We start from the raw sequence: 20,859 nt of genomic DNA, 5'->3' as shown, positions 1-20,859 counted from the left end.
TTTACTTAGCTCCATCTATTGTTACCTTTCTGCCTTTCTGATCTTGAATTGCCTTAAATTGGGCATTTTCTATTTTCAAGACGATTGGATTAGGCCACTGGTTATTGGTATAGAAACGTTGTCCGTTAAGAGCACTGATGGCCAAGCCCGTTGAGCTGGGGCTTGCCATTAGCTCGGCCGATAATCCTTCCTGATATTCCACTAATTCACTTTTATAACCCAATATACTGACGTTGGTTTGTTCGCTGCCAACGATATACGGAATTTCTTACTTCTGTAAAATTACCTAAAGCTAAATTTTTTTCGTGTGAGCTAAAACAAACTCGAAGTCTTCTTGTTTTTGACACATTAGAGCAAAGCCTTCCGCATACGATCCAGATCAATGATTTAAGTGTGGAACCATTTTAATAAGTTCAATTTACATAAATGAAACAAGTAATCGTTGTTGAAGATGATAAAGACATAAGGGAGTTGATAGCATACATACTTACAAATGAACAATTTGCTGTAGAAAGTTGTGCGAATGTAAGTGAGTTTAACGAGCGAATAGAAAGAGTTAGACCTAATCTCATTCTGCTGGATATTATGTTGCCCGATGGTAATGGTGTTGATCTTTGTCGAAGGCTTTATCGCGATGAACGTACGAAAGATATTCCGATCGTGCTTATGTCTGCACATGGTAGGCGTAATCTGGTTGAAACGGAAGATTGCGTACGGGATTTTATCGAAAAACCGTTCGATATAGACAACTTTGTCAATACGATTAATCGATATGGTAAGAGCAATGGGGCTTAAATGATCTAAAAGTTTAAAATGCCTTTGGAAGTGGTAATGTGATGACAAATTCACTGCCTTTTCCATGCTCACTGACAACATCAATCCTTCCGTCGTGTCGTTCGATAATTTCGCGGGAAAGATATAAGCCAATCCCTAATCCTGATATACCTGAGGTATTATCGGCACGATAAAAGCGAGTAAAAATTTGGGTTTGTTGATCTGGAGTTAATCCCATGCCTTCGTCTCGTATACTTATCGTGGTAATGGTTTTCTTTTTTTCACAATCGATAAACACGCGATCCGTGTTGGGAGAGTATTTAACTGCATTGCTCAGGAGGTTGATGATCACCTGTTCAATCCGTTGTTTATCTGCCCTGACAGTGATCGGGTAGTTAGGACGACTTAACAAGATTTCATGACTATTGATGGAAAAACGGAAAGACTCTACCGTTTCTTGGATGAGCTCGCCAAGGTCAAATAGCTCTGCATTAAATTGGAGCCTACCTGCTTCAATTTTGGAAATGTCCAACAGTTCCGAAACCAGCTTGTTTAGTTTGTCTAATTGTTTTACACTTTTGTTGACAAACAAAGCCGCCATTTCATTGTTCGGTTTTTTTTCCAATAATTGTAGATAACCGTAAACGCTGGTAAGTGGTGTTTTGAGTTCATGACTAGCTAATGCGATAAACTCATCTTTTTTTGCACTTAATGCTTTAACTTCTTCAAACAATCTTGAATTATCTAGAGCGATAGCGGCTTGTGCCGTGATGTTGCTGATCAAATTTTCGTGATGTACGTTGAACTTGCCCACATCAGGATGCCCTAAGAACAGTCCACCCATTACAATACCTTTAGCGGAGGTAACTGGTGCAGCAAGGTAACTTACAATTGGTAGGTGGCCATTAGGTATCCCATAATGAGGGTGGTTTTGTCCGTAACGAGGGTCTGTTCTGATATCATCGGATCGTACAATGTCATTTCCATGGAAGGTGGGATGAAGCAGTGCAGTATCCCGGGGCATGTCCAAATGTTGCAGTGCTTCTGCTGGATAGCCAGACACCGTAAAGCGCGTTTTAATAGCCCCATTTTCATCAATCAAATGATAAAAAAAAGCTCCAAAGGCAGCCCCTGTAACTTCTTTGCTTGCATCAGTTACTTGTTGTAGGGTGCTCTGGACATCTAGTTTTGAAGAAATAGCTCGACTAATGGAATTGAGTGTCTCCAGGTCCCGTGTGTATTGATAGATGGCATTTTGGACCTTGATTTCTTCTGAAATATCCTTCGCGATTTTGGAAGCCCCAATAATTTTACCCCATTTATTTTTAATGGGGGCTACGGTAAGTGATATAAGTACCTCCTTTCCATATTTACTTAATCGTATGGTCTGAAAATGATCTACCGTTTCTCCTTGTTGTATCTGTTCTAAAATATATTCTTCCTCACTCAAACGCGATTCAGGAATTAAAATAGTAATGGATTTTCCGATAACTTCCTCTGCAGTATAGCCGAAAAGTTGCTCGGCACCAATGTTCCAGCTGGTAATAATACCTTGCAGATTTTTACTTATAATGGCGTCGTCCGATGATTCAATGATAGACGCGAGAAATGCCCGAGGTTCTTCTAAAGTGGCTTGGTTGCTGATATCCACCAGAGTAGCATGTGCCCCGATGATTTCGCCATTGGGGTTGTAAAGAGCCTTGGGAAAAACGAGTAAATTTCGAAGTGTTCCATTGGGGTGTTCAATGATTACTTCCGATCGATTGCTCGCATTTGGTACATTGATTACCTGTGCTGTAGGATATTCTTTCGGGATAAGTTGCATACCTTTCAAATCATACATTTTATAAGCGCCACTCCAACGATCTTTCTGCAGGTCGGGCGTTCTTCCCCAAAGTGACACAGCAGCTTCGTTGTAAAAGGTAAGGACACCCTTGATGTCACAGGCATAAATAGCGACAGCTGAGTCATGGACTAAATCGTTTAGCGAAAAGTCGGTAAACTTGTTTAAATTTCTATGCGATGCAGCTGTAGAATCATTTTCCATTGTCTAAGTCTATCTCCGTGAATTGGTTTGTAAATATATACTATTTCTTTAATAGCCGCTATAGGTCAGATAGAGAGAATGAACTTGACGGTTTCAAGTTAATTATGACTTTATGATTAGAATCAATCGGACGATTATTACGTTATATAAAGAAATCCAACACCGGTGCTGCTTAAATTTGTTATGTCAAAAGTAGGCAATATCGGCCTCAAATTGAATGATCATAAAAAAATATCCATGACAAAAGAAATCAGCAACTCTTTAGACGGATTGAGTGTCAATACAATCCGCTTCCTTGCGACCGACATGGTGCAACAAGCAAATTCAGGTCATCCGGGTCTTCCGCTGGGCGCTGCACCTATGGCCTATGTATTATGGAATCGCTTTTTACGCTTCAACCCGAAAGATCCTAAATGGCCAAATCGCGATCGCTTTATCCTGTCAGCAGGCCATGGTTCGGCCTTATTGTATAGTTTGTTGCATTTATATGGATACGATTTATCCTTAACGGAACTGGAACATTTTAGACAATTAGGGTCAAAAACACCAGGACATCCGGAATCTGTTTTAACACCGGGTATTGAAGTAACCACGGGCCCGCTTGGCCAAGGTTTTGGAAATGGTGTAGGAGTCGCCATGGCAGAGCGGTTTCTGGCAACGAAATATAATAAAGAGAACTATTCATTGATTGATCATTATACTTATGCTATTGTAAGTGACGGTGATTTAATGGAGGGGGTTGCTTCGGAGGCCGCATCTTTGGCGGGGCATTTGAAGTTAGGTAAACTTATTTATCTATATGATGATAATGCCATTTCTTTGGATGGACCAACTAATTTGGCATTTACAGAAAATGTTCCCGAACGGTTTAGGGCCTACGGCTGGCAGACGCTGACAGTGGAAGATGGAAACGATTTAGAGGCTATTGAGCAGGCAATTTTGACAGCACAGGCAGAATCTGAAAAACCTTCTTTGATATCAGTGAAAACGATTATTGGCTATGGTAGTCCACAGCAAGGTACCAATAAGGTACATGGTAGCCCTTTGGGTATTGAAAACCTGAAAAAAACAAAAGAATTTTTTGGATGGGATCCGGAGAAAAACTTCTTTATACCGGAAGAAGTAAAAACTTATCTCTTAAACCAAAGCCAAAAAGGTGTTGAATTACAGACAGCGTGGGAGAAGGATTTTGCCGGCTATCAAAAGGAGTTTGGCACAGAAGCCAAAGATTTTGAGATTAGTTTTGATGGTAAACTGCCAGAAGGATGGGATCACAATATGCCTACATTTCAAGTAGGAGAGACCTTAGCAACAAGGGAAGCCTCGGGAAAGGTGCTTGAGGTATTACGTGAAAATATAACTTGGTTGATTGGAGGTTCGGCAGATTTAGCCAGCTCCAACAATACGCCTGTTAAGGGGGATCAAAGTTTTCAGCCTGGACATTACGATTTACGCAATATTTGGTTTGGAGTTCGTGAACATGGTATGGGAGCCATCCTAAATGGTTTAGCGTCTTATGGTGGCACGCGTGTATATGGTGGTACCTTTCTCACGTTCTCCGATTATATGAGAGGCGCCATTCGCTTGGCTGCGCTGACAAAAGCGCCGGTAACGTATATATTTACACATGATAGTGTTGCCTTGGGCGAAGATGGCCCTACGCATCAGCCAGTTGAGCATGTCTCTGCCTTACGTTTAATACCCAACCTGACCGTAATACGACCTGCAGATGCCTTTGAAACGATAGAGGCTTGGAAAATTGCAATGAGCCGGTTAAAGGGACCGGTGGCACTCATTTTGTCACGGCAAAAATTGCCGGTTATTGATCAACAACGCTATGCTTCAGCCGACAACTTAAAAAAGGGTGGTTATATATTAAGTGATTGCGAAGGACTCCCTGATATTATTCTCTTGGCCACAGGTTCCGAAGTACAACTGGTGTTAGAGGCACAGGAACAATTGGCTAATAAGGGGATAAAAGCTCGGGTGGTCAGCTTTCCTTCCTTTGAATTATTTAATCAACAGGATCGATCTTATCAGGAACAGGTGCTCTCACCAAATGTGACGAAGCGTTTGGCTGTTGAAGCAGGGGTAACGCCGTTATGGTATCAATATGTTGGTACGGACGGTGACGTAATAGGAATCGATACTTTTGGTGAGTCCGGTGAAGGTAAAGCAGTACTAGCACATTTTGGTATTACTGCTGAACATGTATATGAAAGAGCACTGGAGTTGTTGAACCGTTAAGTGGTAAATAGTTGAGTGCAATGAACAACTCGGGGTTGAGTGGGAGGATTGCGTAAGGATCCTATAAAAAAGCAAATTGAGTGTAGCGGGTGCATTGATGCTATTGAACAGCGACGCTCATACCGCCGAAGGTAGTATGAACCGAGTGAAATAATGCCTTTGGAAACAGAAACAAATGAACAAATAATTAATACAATGAAAAATCCATTAGCAAAGATCCCTGATTTCGGCCAAAGTATTTGGTTGGATTATATCAAAAGATCCTTTATTCAATCCGGTGAATTGAAAAAATTGATAGATGAAGACAATTTAAGAGGTGTTACTTCAAACCCCGCAATTTTTGAAGAAGCGATAGCGCGTAGTGAAGACTACAACGATACGATTAGTGAATTGGGAAAGACGGATTTATCGAATGAGGAAATCTTTCTTAAAATGGCCGTTGAGGACGTACAAAATGCCGCCGATGTTTTTAAAGGGGTATATGCACAAACGAGCGGACTGGATGGCTATGTAAGCCTAGAAGTGTCGCCTGGACTGGCATTGGATACGGCGGGATCTATCGCCGAGGCGCGGTCATCCTGGAAAGAACTGAACCGTCCGAATGTAATGATTAAAATTCCAGGTACTAAAGAGGGCCTGCCGGCGATTAAACAATTGATTAGTGAGGGTATTAATATCAATGTAACGCTATTGTTTGGATTAGACCGCTACCGCGAGGTAGCCGAAGCATATATTGCAGGGCTGGAAGAGCGAGCTGCAAGAGGAGAGCCGTTAGAAAATGTGACTTCGGTTGCCAGCTTCTTTTTAAGCCGTATCGATACAATGGTAGACGCTATGTTGGACGAAATCATTGAAAGTGATCCCAGTAAAGCGACAGCAGCAAAGCAGATTAAAGGACAGGTAGCTATTGCAAGTGCTAAAGTAGCATACAGTATTTACAACGAACTTTTTATGTCGGATCGTTTTTTGGAATTAGAGGCCAAAGGGGCGAAACCTCAACGTTTACTCTGGGCTAGTACCAGTGTTAAAAACAAAGACTATAATGAGTTGATGTACGTTGAAGCCTTGATTGGCCCGCAAACGGTTGATACCTTACCGAAAGAAACATTGAATGCTTATCGCGAGCATGGCAACCCGGGAGCTCGTTTAAAGGAAGACCTCGAGCATGCGCGTTATACCTTGTATAAATTGGAAGATATAGTAGGTATTAAACTGGGAGAGGTTACACAACAGTTAGAAGCCGAAGGTATTCAAAAATTTATCAAACCTTTCGATAGTTTAATGGAGGTACTTGCACAGAAGCGTAAGGAGGTACTTTCCTAATGCAGTCGCAACACAGTACAATAAAAGCACTGTTTCTAGATATTGGGGGCGTGTTTTTAACAAATGGTTGGGATACCGAGGCCCGCAAAGAGGCTGCAACGAAATTTTCACTTGATTTTGAAGAGCTAAATGGAAGACATCGGATTATCTTCGATGCGTATGAATCCGGCAAATCAACTTTAGATGAATATCTGGATTTATTGATATTTCACAAAAAGCGTGATTTTACGCCTAAGGATATTAAAGCATTTATGATGGAGAAATCTGAACCTTTTCCAGAGATGATCGAGCTCATTCGCACCTTAAAGCGAAAGTATAATCTTCTTACGATTGCTGTCAATAACGAAGGAAAAGAGTTGAATAACTATCGCATTGAGCAGTTCGATCTCAAAAGCTTTATCGATGTTTTCGCATCTTCCTGTTTTGTGCATATGCGGAAGCCTGATCGGGATATATATCGGCTTGCGATCGATTTGTCACAGGTAAAGCCAACGGAGATCATCTATCTGGATGATCGTCCTGTCTTTATCGAGGCGGCCTGTCAGCTAGGTATTCAGGGCATTGAGCATATCGATCTAGACAAGACAAGAGAGGCTTTGGCTAAATATGGATTGACATAATATGATGAAGTGATTGAGTAGGGAGATGGTTAATAGGTCTTAACACACAACACCCTACTCAATCCTTAATTGTCCGTTGTTGATTATGAGTTATTAGCTGCCGACACACAATCATTGGCTAATTAACCGGCTTTGCAAGGGGCTACTATTTACAACTCAACTACTTTCCTACTTAACTATTCATCACATTGACTACTCAACCACTCACCGGTAAACTACTTCCCTTTACTAAGATTGATCGTGATAGCATGTTCGTCCAATCCTTCGATATGCTCGTCATTAAAGATGTCTTTTGATTTTTCTTGAATAGCGGTCAGTAAATCTTCGGCCGATCCCTCATAAGCTACCAGAATAACAGAACCGGAAGGACTAAATTTCATTTTGGTATTTTCAACTCCTTTACAAGTCTCAACCTGTTCATTTAGCTTTTTTAGGTTGCTAAGGTTGATCCCAGTGATGTTGATAGAGGTAAAATTTTCCTCTGCATTTTCTTTTTTCTTAAAAAAACCCAGTACCTTATCACTGGTTCCTTTTGTTTTGTCGGCTGTATTTGATGCTTTATCAACTTTGTTTAGTGCCTGATCTACTTTGTCAAATAGATTTTGTGCTTGAAGACTGCCTAACCCTAAAAAAATAAGGGCGATACAGGAGGCGATTAACTTTTTCATAATCCAATGTGTTATTTAATATTGTTCTTATTATCTCAGGAAAAGGCTAATAGATATTATGGAACTTCTTTCTTTTATACATTAGCTTGACAAAATTGCTTGATTTTTTCTCGCCTCGCAATCCTCATAAATGAGTGATTTTTTCTACGGGTTTCTTGGTAGTTTTCGACAAAGGATCGATACGTAGTATAAACTCTTTCGATGGCCGCCATTGTTACTGTCTAGAAAAATGAACAAGATGAATAAAGTGCGCTGAACAGCAACTTTTTTGATGTTACATGCCTTTCTCTAGCATAATATGCCCGATTCTTCGTCATTAATAAAAGCCTAAATAAAAGCCTATCGTGAGGCTTGAACAGATTGGACATATAAAGAATAATGAAATTAGATATTTTAGTTCAAAATTTTTTTATTCATCTACAAATTTATATGAACCTTCATGATTAACCACAACACCTTAATTCGATATACTTTATTGATGTTGATTTTTATTGCCGGATGTAAAAAGGATGACCCCGTCACGCCTTCTCCTGAAGTACCGGCCCTGACAATGGAGCAGCTTTATCAAAATGCTATTTTGGATGCAATGGTAGCGGATAGCTCGGAGGTGGTTGATACACTTTGGCAAATTTCAAAGGAAAATACAGCCTTGCAATGGAAAACAATCAATGGAAAGGACTATGTTTTATTAGCTAGTTTTATGCGATACCCGGAGAGCTATCCAGAGGGAGATTCTATTACCAATGTTTGGGGTGAATCTTGGGTATTTATTCCTCAGCAAATGAAGGCACGTATCGGCAATAAGCTGGATGGCACAAGTGATACCACCATGCGCATCTGTCAGCTGTTAGGTTTGCCACCCGCTAATGAGCGAAGTAATACGCATATAGCGGAATTGTGGGTGAATCCGGAGCGTTTATATCGACCTGCGGGTAATCCGAATATTGACACGCGAACAGCAGGGGCTGTATTAAGTAATGATGTTTCGGCAACTTATAACACCTGGTTCAATAATTATATTCTTTTTGCTTATTATAGAACCCTCTCCGGTTCTGCTGACTTTCATTATCCTTGGACTCGCTTAGGCTATACGTATGATTGGGCACCTGACAACCCCGAAGTTGGTCTGAGCGAATACGTGCTGCAAGTAAGTTCGGGGGCGTGGGTCGAACATGTATCTCCCGTCGAAAGTTATTTTTAATAGCATTGCGTAATGTATCTGGCGAGGTAAAAGAAAAAGCTAATTTTTTTGCGGTAAACCCTGATAAAAAAAATAATTATAGAAGCAGCAAATTTATGTACTTCATTTAAAATCTGAACAAAATGAACAAGGGCCATGTGTTCACTTTTTTGTTCGTTTGTACTTGGATTGGTGGTGTTTTTTTTAGCCATAGTAATGGCCTGAACTCAATTTATCAATTATATTATAAGGGAAGTACATTCATTTACCTGTGCTGTGAGAAATACTTTTTCGAGTATACTATTTTTTCTTTTTTTCTTGACTATTCTGGGGACGAAAATTGTTTCGGCCCGGCAAAAACGAGTATTATCAACTAGTAAAGATAGTGTACGACTTGTAAGTGACAGTACGGGAGTGCTTTATCCTATTAAAGACGATCCTTTTCTGAATTTGTATCAACGTGATAAGGGTATTCATTTGAGGAAACCGGGTACAATTAAAAGGGAAATAGATTTTGACCCAATCGGTCGACAATACATCATTCGAGATAATATTGGAAACAGCATGTATCGCCCGCCTCAATACATGAGTATTGACGAGTACCAGCAGTACGAAAATCAATCGCTTAAGGAACGGACTTGGCGAGAACTGTCGGATGATTTTTCAAGACGGGCGCGGAAGGACGGATGGATTCCCAGTATTCAGGTTAACAGTCCTACTTTCGAGAAAATATTTGGTGGAAATACGATTAATATCGTTCCCCGAGGAAGCGTAGATGCCACTATTATGGGGCAGTATAATAAAAACGATAACCCCATGTTTAATGAGCGCCAACGAAAGCAACTGGGGTTCGACTTTGATCAGCGTATTCAAATGAACCTAACGGGTCAGATCGGTGATCGTATGCGTATCATTACCAATTACAATACAGAAGCGCAGTTTGACTTTGAAAATCAGATAAAATTTGATTATGTGGGAAAGGATGATGCGATTATTCGTCGTATAGAAGTAGGTAATGTAAGTATGCCTTTAAATTCTACGTTGATTTCCGGTACGCAAGCTCTTTTTGGGGTTAAAACGCAACTTCAATTTGGTAAACTGGGTGTAACGAGTGTTTTTTCCCAGCAACGATCACAGAGCAAAGAAATTACCATTACCAATGGCGCACAACAGAACGAGTTTTCGTTGAAAGCCGACGAGTATGAACAGAATAAGCACTATTTCCTCGCACAATACTTCCGCGATAACTACAATAGAGCTATGTCTAATGCCCCTTTGCTGTTGACAAACGTCAATATTACACAGATCGAGGTTTGGGTAACGAATCGAAGTAATTCCATCGAAAATAGTCGCGACGTATTGGCTTTTATGGATCTGGGGGAAAGCCGTCCTTGGAATCCAATGTTAAACCTGCCCGGAGGATCTCAATTACCGGCTGCCGGTGTGGTGGGGGATCCCGCCTTTCCACAGCAGTCAAATCGCCTCTTGCAAATTTTGCAGCAACAATATCCAGATGCTCGCTATAGCTCTTCAAATGCAGTAGCAGCTCTTTTTCAAGCTAGTGGCGCTAGTGATAATTATGCGCGGCTTTCCAATGCACGTAAATTGACCGAAAAGGAATATACCTTGAATACACGGTTAGGGTATATCTCATTGAATACACCACTTAATGCGGATCAGGTATTGACAGTTGCTTATCGTTATACGGCTAACGGGCGGGAATATCAAGTGGGCGAATTTTCAACGGATATTCCGATTACGCCCTCCAATCCACAGGTGCTTTTTACGAAGTTGTTGAAAAATGAAATATTGAAACCTAATTTACCGGTTTGGGATCTGATGATGAAAAATATTTACTCAATCGGAGCTTATCGAGTAGGAAGAAATAATTTTATTCTGAATGTCTTCCGATTGGAGGATGAAACGGGGGTGGAACGGCCTGTCATGTTTGAAGGAAAAAATACCACCAATAAATTGTGGTTACAGCTAACCGGTTTAGATCGACTTAATCCGCAGAATGATCGGCAACCTGATGGCGTGTTTGATTTTTTAGAGGGCTTGACGATAGACCCCGAGTACGGGCGGGTCGTATTTCCTGTCGTTGAACCCTTCGGGAAGGACTTGAGAAGCTTATTCGCCCCGGGAGAGGAACAATTGGCTGAGCGCTATGCTTTTCAAGAACTTTATGATTCGACAAAAGTTGTCGCCCAACAATTGTTCGCCAATAAAAACAGGTATGCGATCCGAGGTACTTATGAGTCGGAAGCGGGATCGGAATTCCAACTCGGTGCTATCAATATCCCGAGGGGATCAGTACAGGTTTTTGCCGGCGGAATCCCTTTACAGGAAGGCGCTGATTTTACCGTTGACTATGAGATTGGACGCGTCCGTATTTTAAATGAGGCACTTCTAAGATCTGGACAGGCAATACGGATTAAGATGGAAAATAATGAGCTTTTTGGATTGCAACAACGGACTTTGTTCGGAACGAGGCTTGACTATATGGTGAACGATCAACTTCAACTGGGAGGTACCATTATGAATTTGTCGGAACGCCCCTTAACGCAAAAGGTTAATTTAGCACAAGAACCAATCTCCAATACCATATGGGGTTTTGACGTAAACTACAATGCCCCCTCTCGATGGCTGACACGTATGGTTGATAAAATTCCGTTTATCGATACGCGGGAAGAGTCTACGATTTCCTTCTATGGCGAATTTGCAAACCTCATACCGGGGCATTCCAAGGCAACGAATATCGCTGGATCCCGAAATGGGGCTAGCTATATCGACGATTTTGAAAACAGCCGCTCTATTATTGATTTAAAAGGCGCTTACAGCTGGCAAATATCAGGAACTCCTCAGCTGTTTCCTGAATCGCAATTGTCCGATGATTTACGCTACGGTTATAATCGGGCCCGTCTAGCTTTTTATAACATTGACCCGGTGTTCTATAGAAACGATAATAGTCTGACTCCGGCGAATATCAGAGGCAATTTAACGGAATTGTCAAATCACTATGTGCGTGAGGTGTTGGAACAGGAGGTGTTTCCAAATAAACAAACGGTTACCGGACAACCTTTATACATGTCTACGCTCGATCTCAGCTTTTATCCTACGATAAGAGGACCTTATAATTACACACTTTCAGGTGTGAATGGTGATGGTACGTTGACAAACCCTAAATCGAGATGGGGGGGGATGTTTCGGCAAATCCAAACACCGGATTTTGAAGCGCAGAATATTGAGTTTATTGAGCTTTGGATGATGGACCCTTTCATTTATAAGCCACAGGATGCCGGTGGAGATCTTTATTTTAACCTAGGAAACATCTCAGAAGATATATTAAAAGATGGGCGCCGATCCGTAGAAAACGCATTGCCTACCAATGGGAATTATTCCGAGATGGACCTCACGAACTGGGGAAGGGTACCTAAACTGCAACCGATGGTACAGGCTTTTGCAAATAACCCCGATCAACGAGCATTGCAGGACGTGGGTTTGGATGCCCTGAATGATGCGGATGAACGGAATCATTTTTCAAATTTTTTGTCGCAAGCAAGTGCTACGCTCAATCCACAACCTTTACAGGAATTAAACAACGACCCTTCCAGTGATAATTTCAGTTACTTTAGAAGTGCTGAATTGGATGCGCAAAATGCCGGGATCCTAAAACGTTATGAACGGTTTAATGGTACCGAAGGCAATAGCAAAACGGCAGAACAAGCTGGTGCACAAGATGGAGTCAATACCTCGGCCTCTACCTTGTTGCCTGATGGGGAGGATGTTAATCGAGATAACACCATGAATCAAGCGGATGAGTATTATCAATATCGTGTGTCTGTTCGCCCACAAGATATGATGGTGGGTAAAAACTTTATTGTCGACATGATTGATGCACCCGTTACCTTGGCCAATGGCAAAAAGGAGAATGTGAAGTGGTACCAACTCAGAATACCAATTACGCAGTATGAATCCAGGGCTGGTGATCCGCAGGATTTTAAATCCATTCGTTTCATAAGGATGTTCATGACTAATTTTGGTGATACGTCTGTCTTAAGAATGGCGAGACTGCAGCTGGTAAGAGGGGAATGGCGGCGATTTAATTCGGAGCGTTCGCCAACAAAAGTTATTGCTGATCCCACACTGAATAACCCTGGCTTGGACAACTCAACCATTGAGGTTGCTGCTGTTAGTATCGAGGAAAATGGAAACCGAGAGCCTATTCCTTATGTGGTTCCTCCGGGTATTGAACGGCAGATCGATTACGGTAATTATAATACGAACGTGCAGCTGAACGAACAAGCACTATCGGTTACTGTCAATAGATTGCGGGATGGGTACGGACAGGGAGCATATCGCACATCGACCAACGATTTTCGGGCTTATAAACGCTTGCAGATGTTTATCCACGCGGAAGGGAATGAGCTGCGCAGTGGAGATTTGCATGGTTTTATAAGGATGGGAACGGATGGTATTGAAAACTATTATGAGTATGAAATGCCACTTGAAGTCACTACCCCCGGGAGTCGTGATCCAGAGGCAATCTGGCCGTCCAGCAATCGGATGAATGTCGAAATCAAATTATTCCAAGAAGCAAAAGAAGCGCGGAATAAAGCGACTTTACCTGACGGAAGCCCTTGGCCAATCAACGTCCCTTATAGCTTTGTGGACGGTGCTAATACCGTAACCGTTAAAGGGCAACCGGATATCAGTAAAGTCCGGTTTTACATGCTGGGTGTTAAAAACCCATTGAAAGGGCAAAATAATGCGAATGATGATGGAATGGAAAAATCAGGTGTTATTTGGTTCAATGAGCTACGCTTAACAGATTATGAAGATAAGGGGGGCTGGGCCGCAACGGCTCGTTTGAATGCTAAACTGGCAGATTTTGCGGATGTGACAGTGTCTGGAAGTAAGAGCACCATTGGTTTTGGTGCGATTGATGCTCGCATCAATGAACGTAATCGAACGGAAGATCGGTTTTTTGATTTTACGAGTAGCGTAGAACTGGGTAAATTTTTTCCTGAGCGAACCGGTATCAGAATTCCATTCTATTTCAATTATTCGAATCAGGTGCGTACGCCACAGTACAATCCTTTGGTGCCCGATATCGAGATGAAATCGGCATTAGATGGTTTGAATGATAATCAAAAAGATTCGCTTCTGCGCTTAACACAGGACTATACAACGCGCAAAAGTATCAGCTTTATGAATGTGCGGAAATTGCGTATGGACAATGAGAAACCGGTGCGCTTATGGGATATCGAAAACTTCAGCGTTTCTTATGCTTTTTCACAATTTTACCACCGGGATTACCTAACGGAAAAATCGGTGCAAAACAATTATAGGGCATCCCTATCTTATGACTATGTACAGAATAAAGATAAGTATATCGAACCGTTGAAAAAGTTATTTAAAGGCAGGTATACGAGATTATTAGGTGATCTGAATTTTAATTTAATGCCTTCTTTCATTAATTTTAGAATTGATGTACAACGACTTTATACGGAAAATACACTTCGCACCGGTAGTTCGCCGGACAACTACCTGCCTGCCGGTAATATAGGGACTCTATACAATAAGAATTTTACAATGACGCGACTATACGGTATCAGTTGGAATCTGACACGCTCGCTGAAATTGGATTTTAATGCAACAAATTATTCGATTATTGATGAGCCGCAAGGGCGTTTGGATGGGCTTAAACGGGATACCTTATGGGAGAATTTTTGGAAGCTGGGAAGGACGACCGATTATAACCATATGATGAATTTAACCTATAATGTGCCGCTTGATAAAATTCCGGGACTCGATTGGATCAATGTAGCGGCTCGTTATGGAAGTCAGTTCGCTTGGCAGACGCAACCTTTGCTCGCGATTAACGACCCTAATTTGAATATAGGAAATACGATTCAGAACTCGCGCACGCTGCAACTAAACCCACGATTTAATTTGTTAGGCCTCTTTAATAAATTTACATTCTTTAGAGATGCTCGTAATGGTCGAAGTCCGAATAAAGGAACAGCGATATTCGCAAATTTCGTATCGAGCATTAAGGATATCAATGCTGCCTATACGAGAGTAGACGGAACGTTCTTGCCCGGATATCTCGGAAAAACAAATATGTTGGGCTTAGACTTTGATATGAATGCACCTGGTTTTGGCTTTATATTCGGTGGACAAGGGGATATATTGGGGAAAGCAATTGCTAACGGATGGTTGAGTAGAGATAGTTTGCAAACGCAACTCTATGCGAAGTCTTTACGGGAAGACCTTAGCATTCGAGCTACCTTAGAGCCATTTAAAGATTTGCGAATTGATTTGACGGCTACACGGATTGAAAATAGAAATTTTACAACACAGGTACTATTTAATGAAGAAACACAAGATTTTGAACGTGTGACGCCCGTAACAGCCGGTGATTATAGTATATCCTATTTTTCATTAAAAACAGCCTTCTCTAATAAAGATGAGCTTTTCAGAACATTCGAGCGAAATAGGGGAACGATCTCACGAAGGTTGGGGCAATTGAATCCTAATTCTGAGGGGACCATTGGCGATTTTGCTGATGGATATGGAAATACGGCACAGGACGTGGTGATAGGAGCTTTCTTAGCGGCTTATACAGGTAAAAGCCCCGATAAACAAAGCCTGGGTGTATTTCCGCGCATACCAATCCCGAATTGGCGTATTATGTATAATGGCTTGGCGAAATATCCTTTCTTTAGCGAGTATTTATCGTCCTTGGAATTAGTGCATGCTTATCGGACACTGTATAACATTAATGGATATACAACGCTCATCCGGTATAACGAAACAAACGGAGCCTCCTCGGTCAGGGATATTAATGGAAACTTCCTGCCCGAGTATCAATTCTCCCAAATTACTTTACAGGAACAATTCTTACCCTTAATTGGCGTCAATGCTCGGTTTAAAAATAACCTGACGGCAAATGCCGAATACCGAAAAGCACGAACCCTAAGTCTTAGTTTACAGAATAGCCAATTGGCGCAGCTACTGGATGAAGGTTTCATTTTAGGTGCCGGTTATCGGGTTGCTAATTTCAGATTCCCATTCGGTTGGTTTGCTGATAGGAAAGTATCGAACGATTTGACTTTTAAGCTTGATATAGCAATCAACGATATGAAAACCCTTGTATATCGTTCTGATTCGGAGTTCTCAGAAATGGCTTCCGGCAATAAGAATATTACCTATAGACCGTCTATCGATTATATGTTCAATAATCGCTTTAATATTCGTATGTTCTTTGACAGCAATGCTGTGAAACCTTATACCTCGCAAACCTATGCAACTGCTTATAGCAACTTCGGATTTAACTTAAGAATATTGTTGCAGTAATGGTTGAGCCATGGTAACTGTTGGCCATAAAACGAAAATTGCAATTGAAAGCAATTTTATCTAAGTTTGGCAAAAAAACAACATGAATATATCCTTCTTAACAAAGTAGGATTTACTAAAGCACTAAACAAAATAATAATGAATTTTCCAGCTGAATTAAAGTACACGAAAGACCACGAATGGATCCGTGTAGAAGGCGATGAAGCAACCATTGGGATTACGGAGTTTGCGCAGCGTGAATTAGGTGATATCGTTTTTATTGAAATTCCTACTGTAGGTGAAGAGGTAACTGCTAATGAAGTGTTTGGGACGGTGGAGGCCGTGAAAACCGTTTCTGATTTGTATATGCCGGTAACATCAACTGTGGTGAGTGTAAATGAAACATTGGATGGATCGCCCGAATTGGTTAACAATGATCCATATGGCGAAGGTTGGATTATAAAAGTTAAAATCGATAATAATACGGGATTGGATGGACTACTTTCCGCTGAAGCATATCAGGAGTTGGTAGGAGGTTAAATCACTCGTTTGTCGTATAGATTGTGTTGCTATATATGCGAGAAATTTGAAAGCGATAGATTGCTTCCTTAGTGGTAATCTGTCGCTTACTTTTTTACGACTGGTTTATTTGCGATCATTCAATAGAATGGTCTTTTTATTGTTCCCTTGCGCTATATTATGAAGTATTTTATATGGGCTATCTTATGGGCCGTCATTGTGTTGTTCCTCACTTGTTTGCCAATGGATAATACAACCGAAAAAGTGCCCCATTTTGAAGGAATGGACAAATTGGTACATACCGGGTTTTTCTTTGTTTTTTCCGTTTTGCTTTGTCTAGGGTATGCAAGAAAAGAAAGAACTTATAGCCCTCAATTCAATATCTTGCTGAAAACACTGATTTTTTCAGCTTTGTTTGCCTTGCTAACAGAATTTTTACAATATAAGTTCTTTACTTATCGGAGCGGTGATTGGTGGGATGTTTTTGCTGATATGACAGGTACAGGTATGGGATTGTTTTCGTACCTTGTGTTGCATAGAAGCTATAAAGTAGACAGGTAATAGTAACTACTGAGAAACAACAGGCTCGAAGGGCTGTGATTTGTAAAATAGCGAATATAATGGTATGAAACATAAATATATCCTTCTGTTTTTAATTGGCTTGTGTTTGTTGCTCAGCTCGTGTGGACTTTTTAAAAAAGGCTGTAACTGTCCGCCGATAAGTAAGCATTATAAAGTGGCAAATCGATAGATGCGGAATTATATGATCCTAATAAACGGATGTATTTAAAAGACCTATTCAACTAAGTTGTCGTGAGTAGGCAATAAGCTTATATCTTTTTTTGAATCATTCTAAATAAAACTTACCTTTGAATTTGTTTTCGATCAAACATCCTGTTTTGAAGGGTATTCATCTATCTAATGGATAAAAATTGATAGATAATGCACGGTTTATTGTCGAAAAATGAAAGAGTTGAACAGGGCAAGGTCACCTAGTCGATGGATAAAAAATAGTTACGCATGAAACTTACAGCATTGAAAATCGGAAGCTCCGGTATTATAAAAGATTTTACAGATTTAAACCTCTCTGTGAAATTGATGGAGATGGGATGTTTGCCCGGAGAGCGAATTACTTTTGAACGAATTGCTCCTTTGGGAGATCCCATAGCGGTATCAATTGCGGGGTATCAACTCAGTTTGCGAAAAGAAGAAGCCGCAACTATCATTGTTGAGGGCGTGTAAAATATAAACAAGTACAGATATTCATGAGAGTAGCGTTAGTAGGGAATCCGAATACCGGTAAATCAACTTTGTTCAACAGTTTGACTGGACTTAATCAAAAAGTGGGAAATTTTCCGGGCATCACTGTCGATAAAAAAACCGGAATTAGTAAACTTCCAAACGGAAAGCAAGTTGAGATAATTGATTTACCAGGTTGTTATAGTCTCTATCCGAAAAGCAGAGATGAAGCAATTGTACTGGAAGTGTTGACGAATGTCAAGAATAGTTCTCACCCTGATTTGATTGTTGTAGTGGCCGACGCTACCAATCTTAAACGCAATCTACTCCTTTTTACACAAGTTGCCGACTTAAAAATTCCGGTGATTTTGGCGCTTAATATGTCGGATGCTGCACGGAAGGAAAAAACCCTGATCGATATCGATAAAATGTCACAGAAATTAGGTGTACAGGTGGTCCCTATCAGTGCGCGGAAAAATGAGAATATTGAGTTATTGAAGCAGGCAATTGCAGATGCACCGGGACTTGCCCTGCAAAAACAGAGCATTGAAGTGGTTGAGATTGCACCGGCATTGATTTCACAAATAAAACAAGATATCCGTATAGAGGGGGATTATAAAGCACTCTTGCTGGCCCATCAACATGAAATACTTGATTATCTTACGGAAGAGGAAAGCAATCATATCGAATCGTTGGAGCAAGCCAATGCCTTTCAGCCACAGCACGCCCAAACAAAGGAAACAATTGCGCGATATGATTTTATCAGCACGGTACTAAAGGAATCAGTAAAACAACTGCCTAAGAATATATCGGAGACATCCACAGGGAAAATCGATCATTTTTTGACGCATCGAGTTTGGGGGTTTGTATCTTTTTTTGCGATCCTATTACTCATATTCCAAGCTATTTTTGCTTGGGCCGAGTATCCGATGGGATTAATAGAGAACTTTTTTGCCTGGCTGGATGAAATGGGACGGCAATTTATTCCTGAAGGGGTTCTAGCCGATCTTTTGCTAGATGGGATCTTGGCCGGATTGGGCGGTGTATTGGTATTCATCCCGCAAATCGCTATCCTTTTTGGTTTTATCGCCATTTTGGAGGATACAGGGTATATGGCAAGAATTACCTTTCTAATGGATAAAGTCATGCGAAAAGTAGGACTTAACGGAAAATCAGTTGTGCCTATGATCGGTGGTTTAGCTTGTGCTGTACCATCTATCATGGCAACAAGAAATATTGAAAGCTGGAAAGACAGGATTATTACTATCATGGTAACGCCTCTTATAAGCTGTGCAGCACGTTTACCGGTATATACGCTGTTAATTTCTTTAGTTGTACCAAATGATAAAGTTTGGGGCTTTTTTAATCTACAGGGTTTGGCACTGATGGGGATGTACTTAATAGGAACCATTGGTGCAATTGTGGTCGCTTGGGCTATGAAAAAGGTAATCAAGGCAAAGGAAAAATCGTATTTTATTCTGGAATTACCGGTGTATCGGGCGCCTCGCTGGAAAAATGTTTTTCTAACGATGTACGAGAAAGTGAAGACTTTTGTGCTGCAGGTAGGGAAAGTGATTATCGCAATGTCAATCGTGTTGTGGGTAATGGCAACCTATGGCCCGCCGGGACGTATGGAAGCAATTGAAGAAAAGTATCAAACCGAAGATTACGTAAAGAATTATTCGGAAGAGGAGCGGCAATTTCTAGCGTCGGCAGAAAAGCTTGAGAATTCATATGTTGGCATTTTGGGGAAAACAATCGAACCGGCTATCAGACCTTTGGGCTTTGATTGGAAGATTGGTATTGCGCTGATTACATCTTTCGCCGCGCGGGAGGTCTTTGTGGGAACAATGGCAACTATTTATAGTGTTGAAGAGCCGGAAGATGATACGTCTACCATTCGGCAAAAGATGCTTGCATCAAAGGATAGCATAACGGGAGAGCCCATCTATACGGTGGCATCGGCATTTTCTCTTATGATATTTTATGCCTTCGCAATGCAGTGCATCAGCACCATTGCGGTGGTACATCGGGAAACCAAAAGTTGGAAATGGCCAATTATCCAGTTAACATATATGACGGCTTTAGCTTATTTTTCCTCTCTATTGGTGTTCCAATTGTTAAAATAGACAAAAGTGTCTTCGTTGAATTTGCCGTGAAAGTCTTGTTTTTTCTGAATATCTTACTACTTTTATCATTGTATTGGAAATGATCGAAAAAACAAAGTTAGCTTTAGAAAAATATATTCCGAAGCAGGCTGCTCCGATAATTGCCCGTTGGATCCATCAGGCTCCCTGTCTTTTTAAAATTAGCAAAAGCCGAACGTCTAAATTTGGAGATTATCGATCGCCTTATAAAGATAAAGGACATCGCATTTCAGTAAATCATAACCTGAACCCCTATGCTTTTTTGGTAACAACAGTGCATGAGTTTGCCCATTTGAAAACTTGGAATGAGCACAGGATGAAGGCAAAACCTCATGGCGTAGAATGGAAGCAAAATTTCAAGGTGTTGATGAAGCCTTTTTTTGAGATGGAAGTGTTTCCGGACGATGTGCGGCAAGCCGTATTGAGTTACTTGACTAATCCAGCTGCTTCTAGTTGCTCTGATCTGGTGTTGTATCGCGTATTAAAACAATACGATCAGGCCAGGAACGGACATGTTCGGGTAGAGGAATTACCATTGGGCAGCGCCTTCGCATTGCCCAATGGGCGAATTTTTAAAAAAGGTCAAAAAAACAGAACTCGTTTCCGCTGCGAGGAATTAACAACGGGTAGAATTTATTTATTTAGTCCGGTCGCCGAAGTAAGGGTGGTTAGTGGGGTATCTCCCCTCAGGCCTTAATTCACATCTTCGCATTGGCTCATCAGCTAACCGACCGTAGGGAGTTCATGAACCGAG

14 protein-coding genes are annotated in these 20,859 nt (G+C 41.0%); 11 read left to right on the top strand and 3 right to left on the bottom strand.

Going from position 1 to position 20,859, the window contains the following annotated elements; genetic code table 11:
- Position 1: 1 nt before the first annotated feature.
- Positions 2–202 carry a hypothetical protein gene (locus RYH73_RS17040; protein ID WP_335314656.1) on the bottom strand — a complete coding sequence of 67 codons (201 nt, stop codon included), beginning with the start codon at positions 200–202 and terminating at the stop codon, positions 2–4.
- Positions 203–426: 224 nt separating this feature from the next.
- Between RYH73_RS17040 and RYH73_RS17035 the strand changes: the two genes are divergently transcribed.
- The gene (locus tag RYH73_RS17035; protein WP_335314655.1) at positions 427–795 is read left to right on the top strand and encodes a response regulator; all 369 of its coding nucleotides are present in this window, start codon (positions 427–429) and stop codon (positions 793–795) included.
- 13 nt (positions 796–808) lie between these two features.
- On the opposite strand, the gene RYH73_RS17030 is transcribed toward RYH73_RS17035, so the two are convergent.
- A complete protein-coding gene (locus RYH73_RS17030; RefSeq protein WP_335314654.1) occupies positions 809–2,821 on the bottom strand; it encodes a sensor histidine kinase in 2,013 nt (670 codons plus the stop codon).
- Positions 2,822–3,058: 237 nt separating this feature from the next.
- On the opposite strand from RYH73_RS17030, the gene tkt reads away from it, so the two are divergent.
- From tkt to RYH73_RS17015, 3 genes are all read left to right on the top strand, one after another.
- On the top strand, positions 3,059–5,068 hold the full coding sequence (tkt, locus tag RYH73_RS17025; RefSeq protein WP_335314653.1) for a transketolase: 2,010 nt from the start codon (positions 3,059–3,061) through the stop codon (positions 5,066–5,068).
- Between the two features lie 195 nt (positions 5,069–5,263).
- Positions 5,264–6,391 (top strand): transaldolase, encoded by a 1,128-nt coding sequence (gene tal / locus RYH73_RS17020; protein ID WP_335314652.1) that lies wholly within the window; start codon positions 5,264–5,266, stop codon positions 6,389–6,391.
- Positions 6,391–7,011: an HAD family hydrolase gene (locus RYH73_RS17015; protein WP_335314651.1), complete on the top strand. Its 621-nt coding sequence runs from the start codon at positions 6,391–6,393 to the stop codon at positions 7,009–7,011. Before tal ends, RYH73_RS17015 begins: the two co-directional genes overlap by 1 nt.
- Before the next feature lie 215 nt (positions 7,012–7,226).
- Here RYH73_RS17015 and RYH73_RS17010 read toward each other — a convergent pair whose 3' ends face one another.
- The gene (locus RYH73_RS17010; RefSeq protein WP_335314650.1) at positions 7,227–7,679 is read right to left on the bottom strand and encodes a hypothetical protein; all 453 of its coding nucleotides are present in this window, start codon (positions 7,677–7,679) and stop codon (positions 7,227–7,229) included.
- A gap of 439 nt (positions 7,680–8,118) precedes the next feature.
- Here RYH73_RS17010 and RYH73_RS17005 point away from each other — a divergent pair, with 439 nt between their 5' ends.
- The 7 genes from RYH73_RS17005 (at position 8,119) to RYH73_RS16975 (ending at position 20,802) form a co-directional block, all read left to right on the top strand.
- On the top strand, positions 8,119–8,880 hold the full coding sequence (locus RYH73_RS17005; RefSeq protein WP_335314649.1) for a hypothetical protein: 762 nt from the start codon (positions 8,119–8,121) through the stop codon (positions 8,878–8,880).
- Positions 8,881–9,135: 255 nt separating this feature from the next.
- Positions 9,136–16,221, top strand: coding sequence for a T9SS outer membrane translocon Sov/SprA (gene sov / locus RYH73_RS17000; protein ID WP_335314648.1), 7,086 nt, complete (start codon positions 9,136–9,138; stop codon positions 16,219–16,221).
- 138 nt (positions 16,222–16,359) lie between these two features.
- Positions 16,360–16,740, top strand: a complete 381-nt coding sequence (gene gcvH, locus RYH73_RS16995) for a glycine cleavage system protein GcvH (protein ID WP_335314647.1) — start codon at positions 16,360–16,362, stop codon at positions 16,738–16,740.
- 159 nt (positions 16,741–16,899) lie between these two features.
- A complete protein-coding gene (locus RYH73_RS16990) occupies positions 16,900–17,280 on the top strand; it encodes a VanZ family protein (protein ID WP_335314646.1) in 381 nt (126 codons plus the stop codon).
- 459 nt (positions 17,281–17,739) lie between these two features.
- Positions 17,740–17,961 carry a FeoA family protein gene (locus RYH73_RS16985; protein ID WP_335314645.1) on the top strand — a complete coding sequence of 74 codons (222 nt, stop codon included), beginning with the start codon at positions 17,740–17,742 and terminating at the stop codon, positions 17,959–17,961.
- A gap of 23 nt (positions 17,962–17,984) precedes the next feature.
- Positions 17,985–20,087, top strand: a complete 2,103-nt coding sequence (gene feoB / locus RYH73_RS16980; protein ID WP_335314644.1) for a ferrous iron transport protein B — start codon at positions 17,985–17,987, stop codon at positions 20,085–20,087.
- 79 nt (positions 20,088–20,166) lie between these two features.
- On the top strand, positions 20,167–20,802 hold the full coding sequence (locus RYH73_RS16975) for a sprT domain-containing protein (RefSeq protein ID WP_335314643.1): 636 nt from the start codon (positions 20,167–20,169) through the stop codon (positions 20,800–20,802).
- Positions 20,803–20,859 lie beyond the last annotated feature (57 nt).

Source organism: Olivibacter sp. CPCC 100613 (genome assembly GCF_036959255.1).
Taxonomy (GTDB): Bacteria; Bacteroidota; Bacteroidia; order Sphingobacteriales; family Sphingobacteriaceae; genus Olivibacter.
This window is presented reverse-complemented; position numbering and strand designations above follow the sequence as displayed.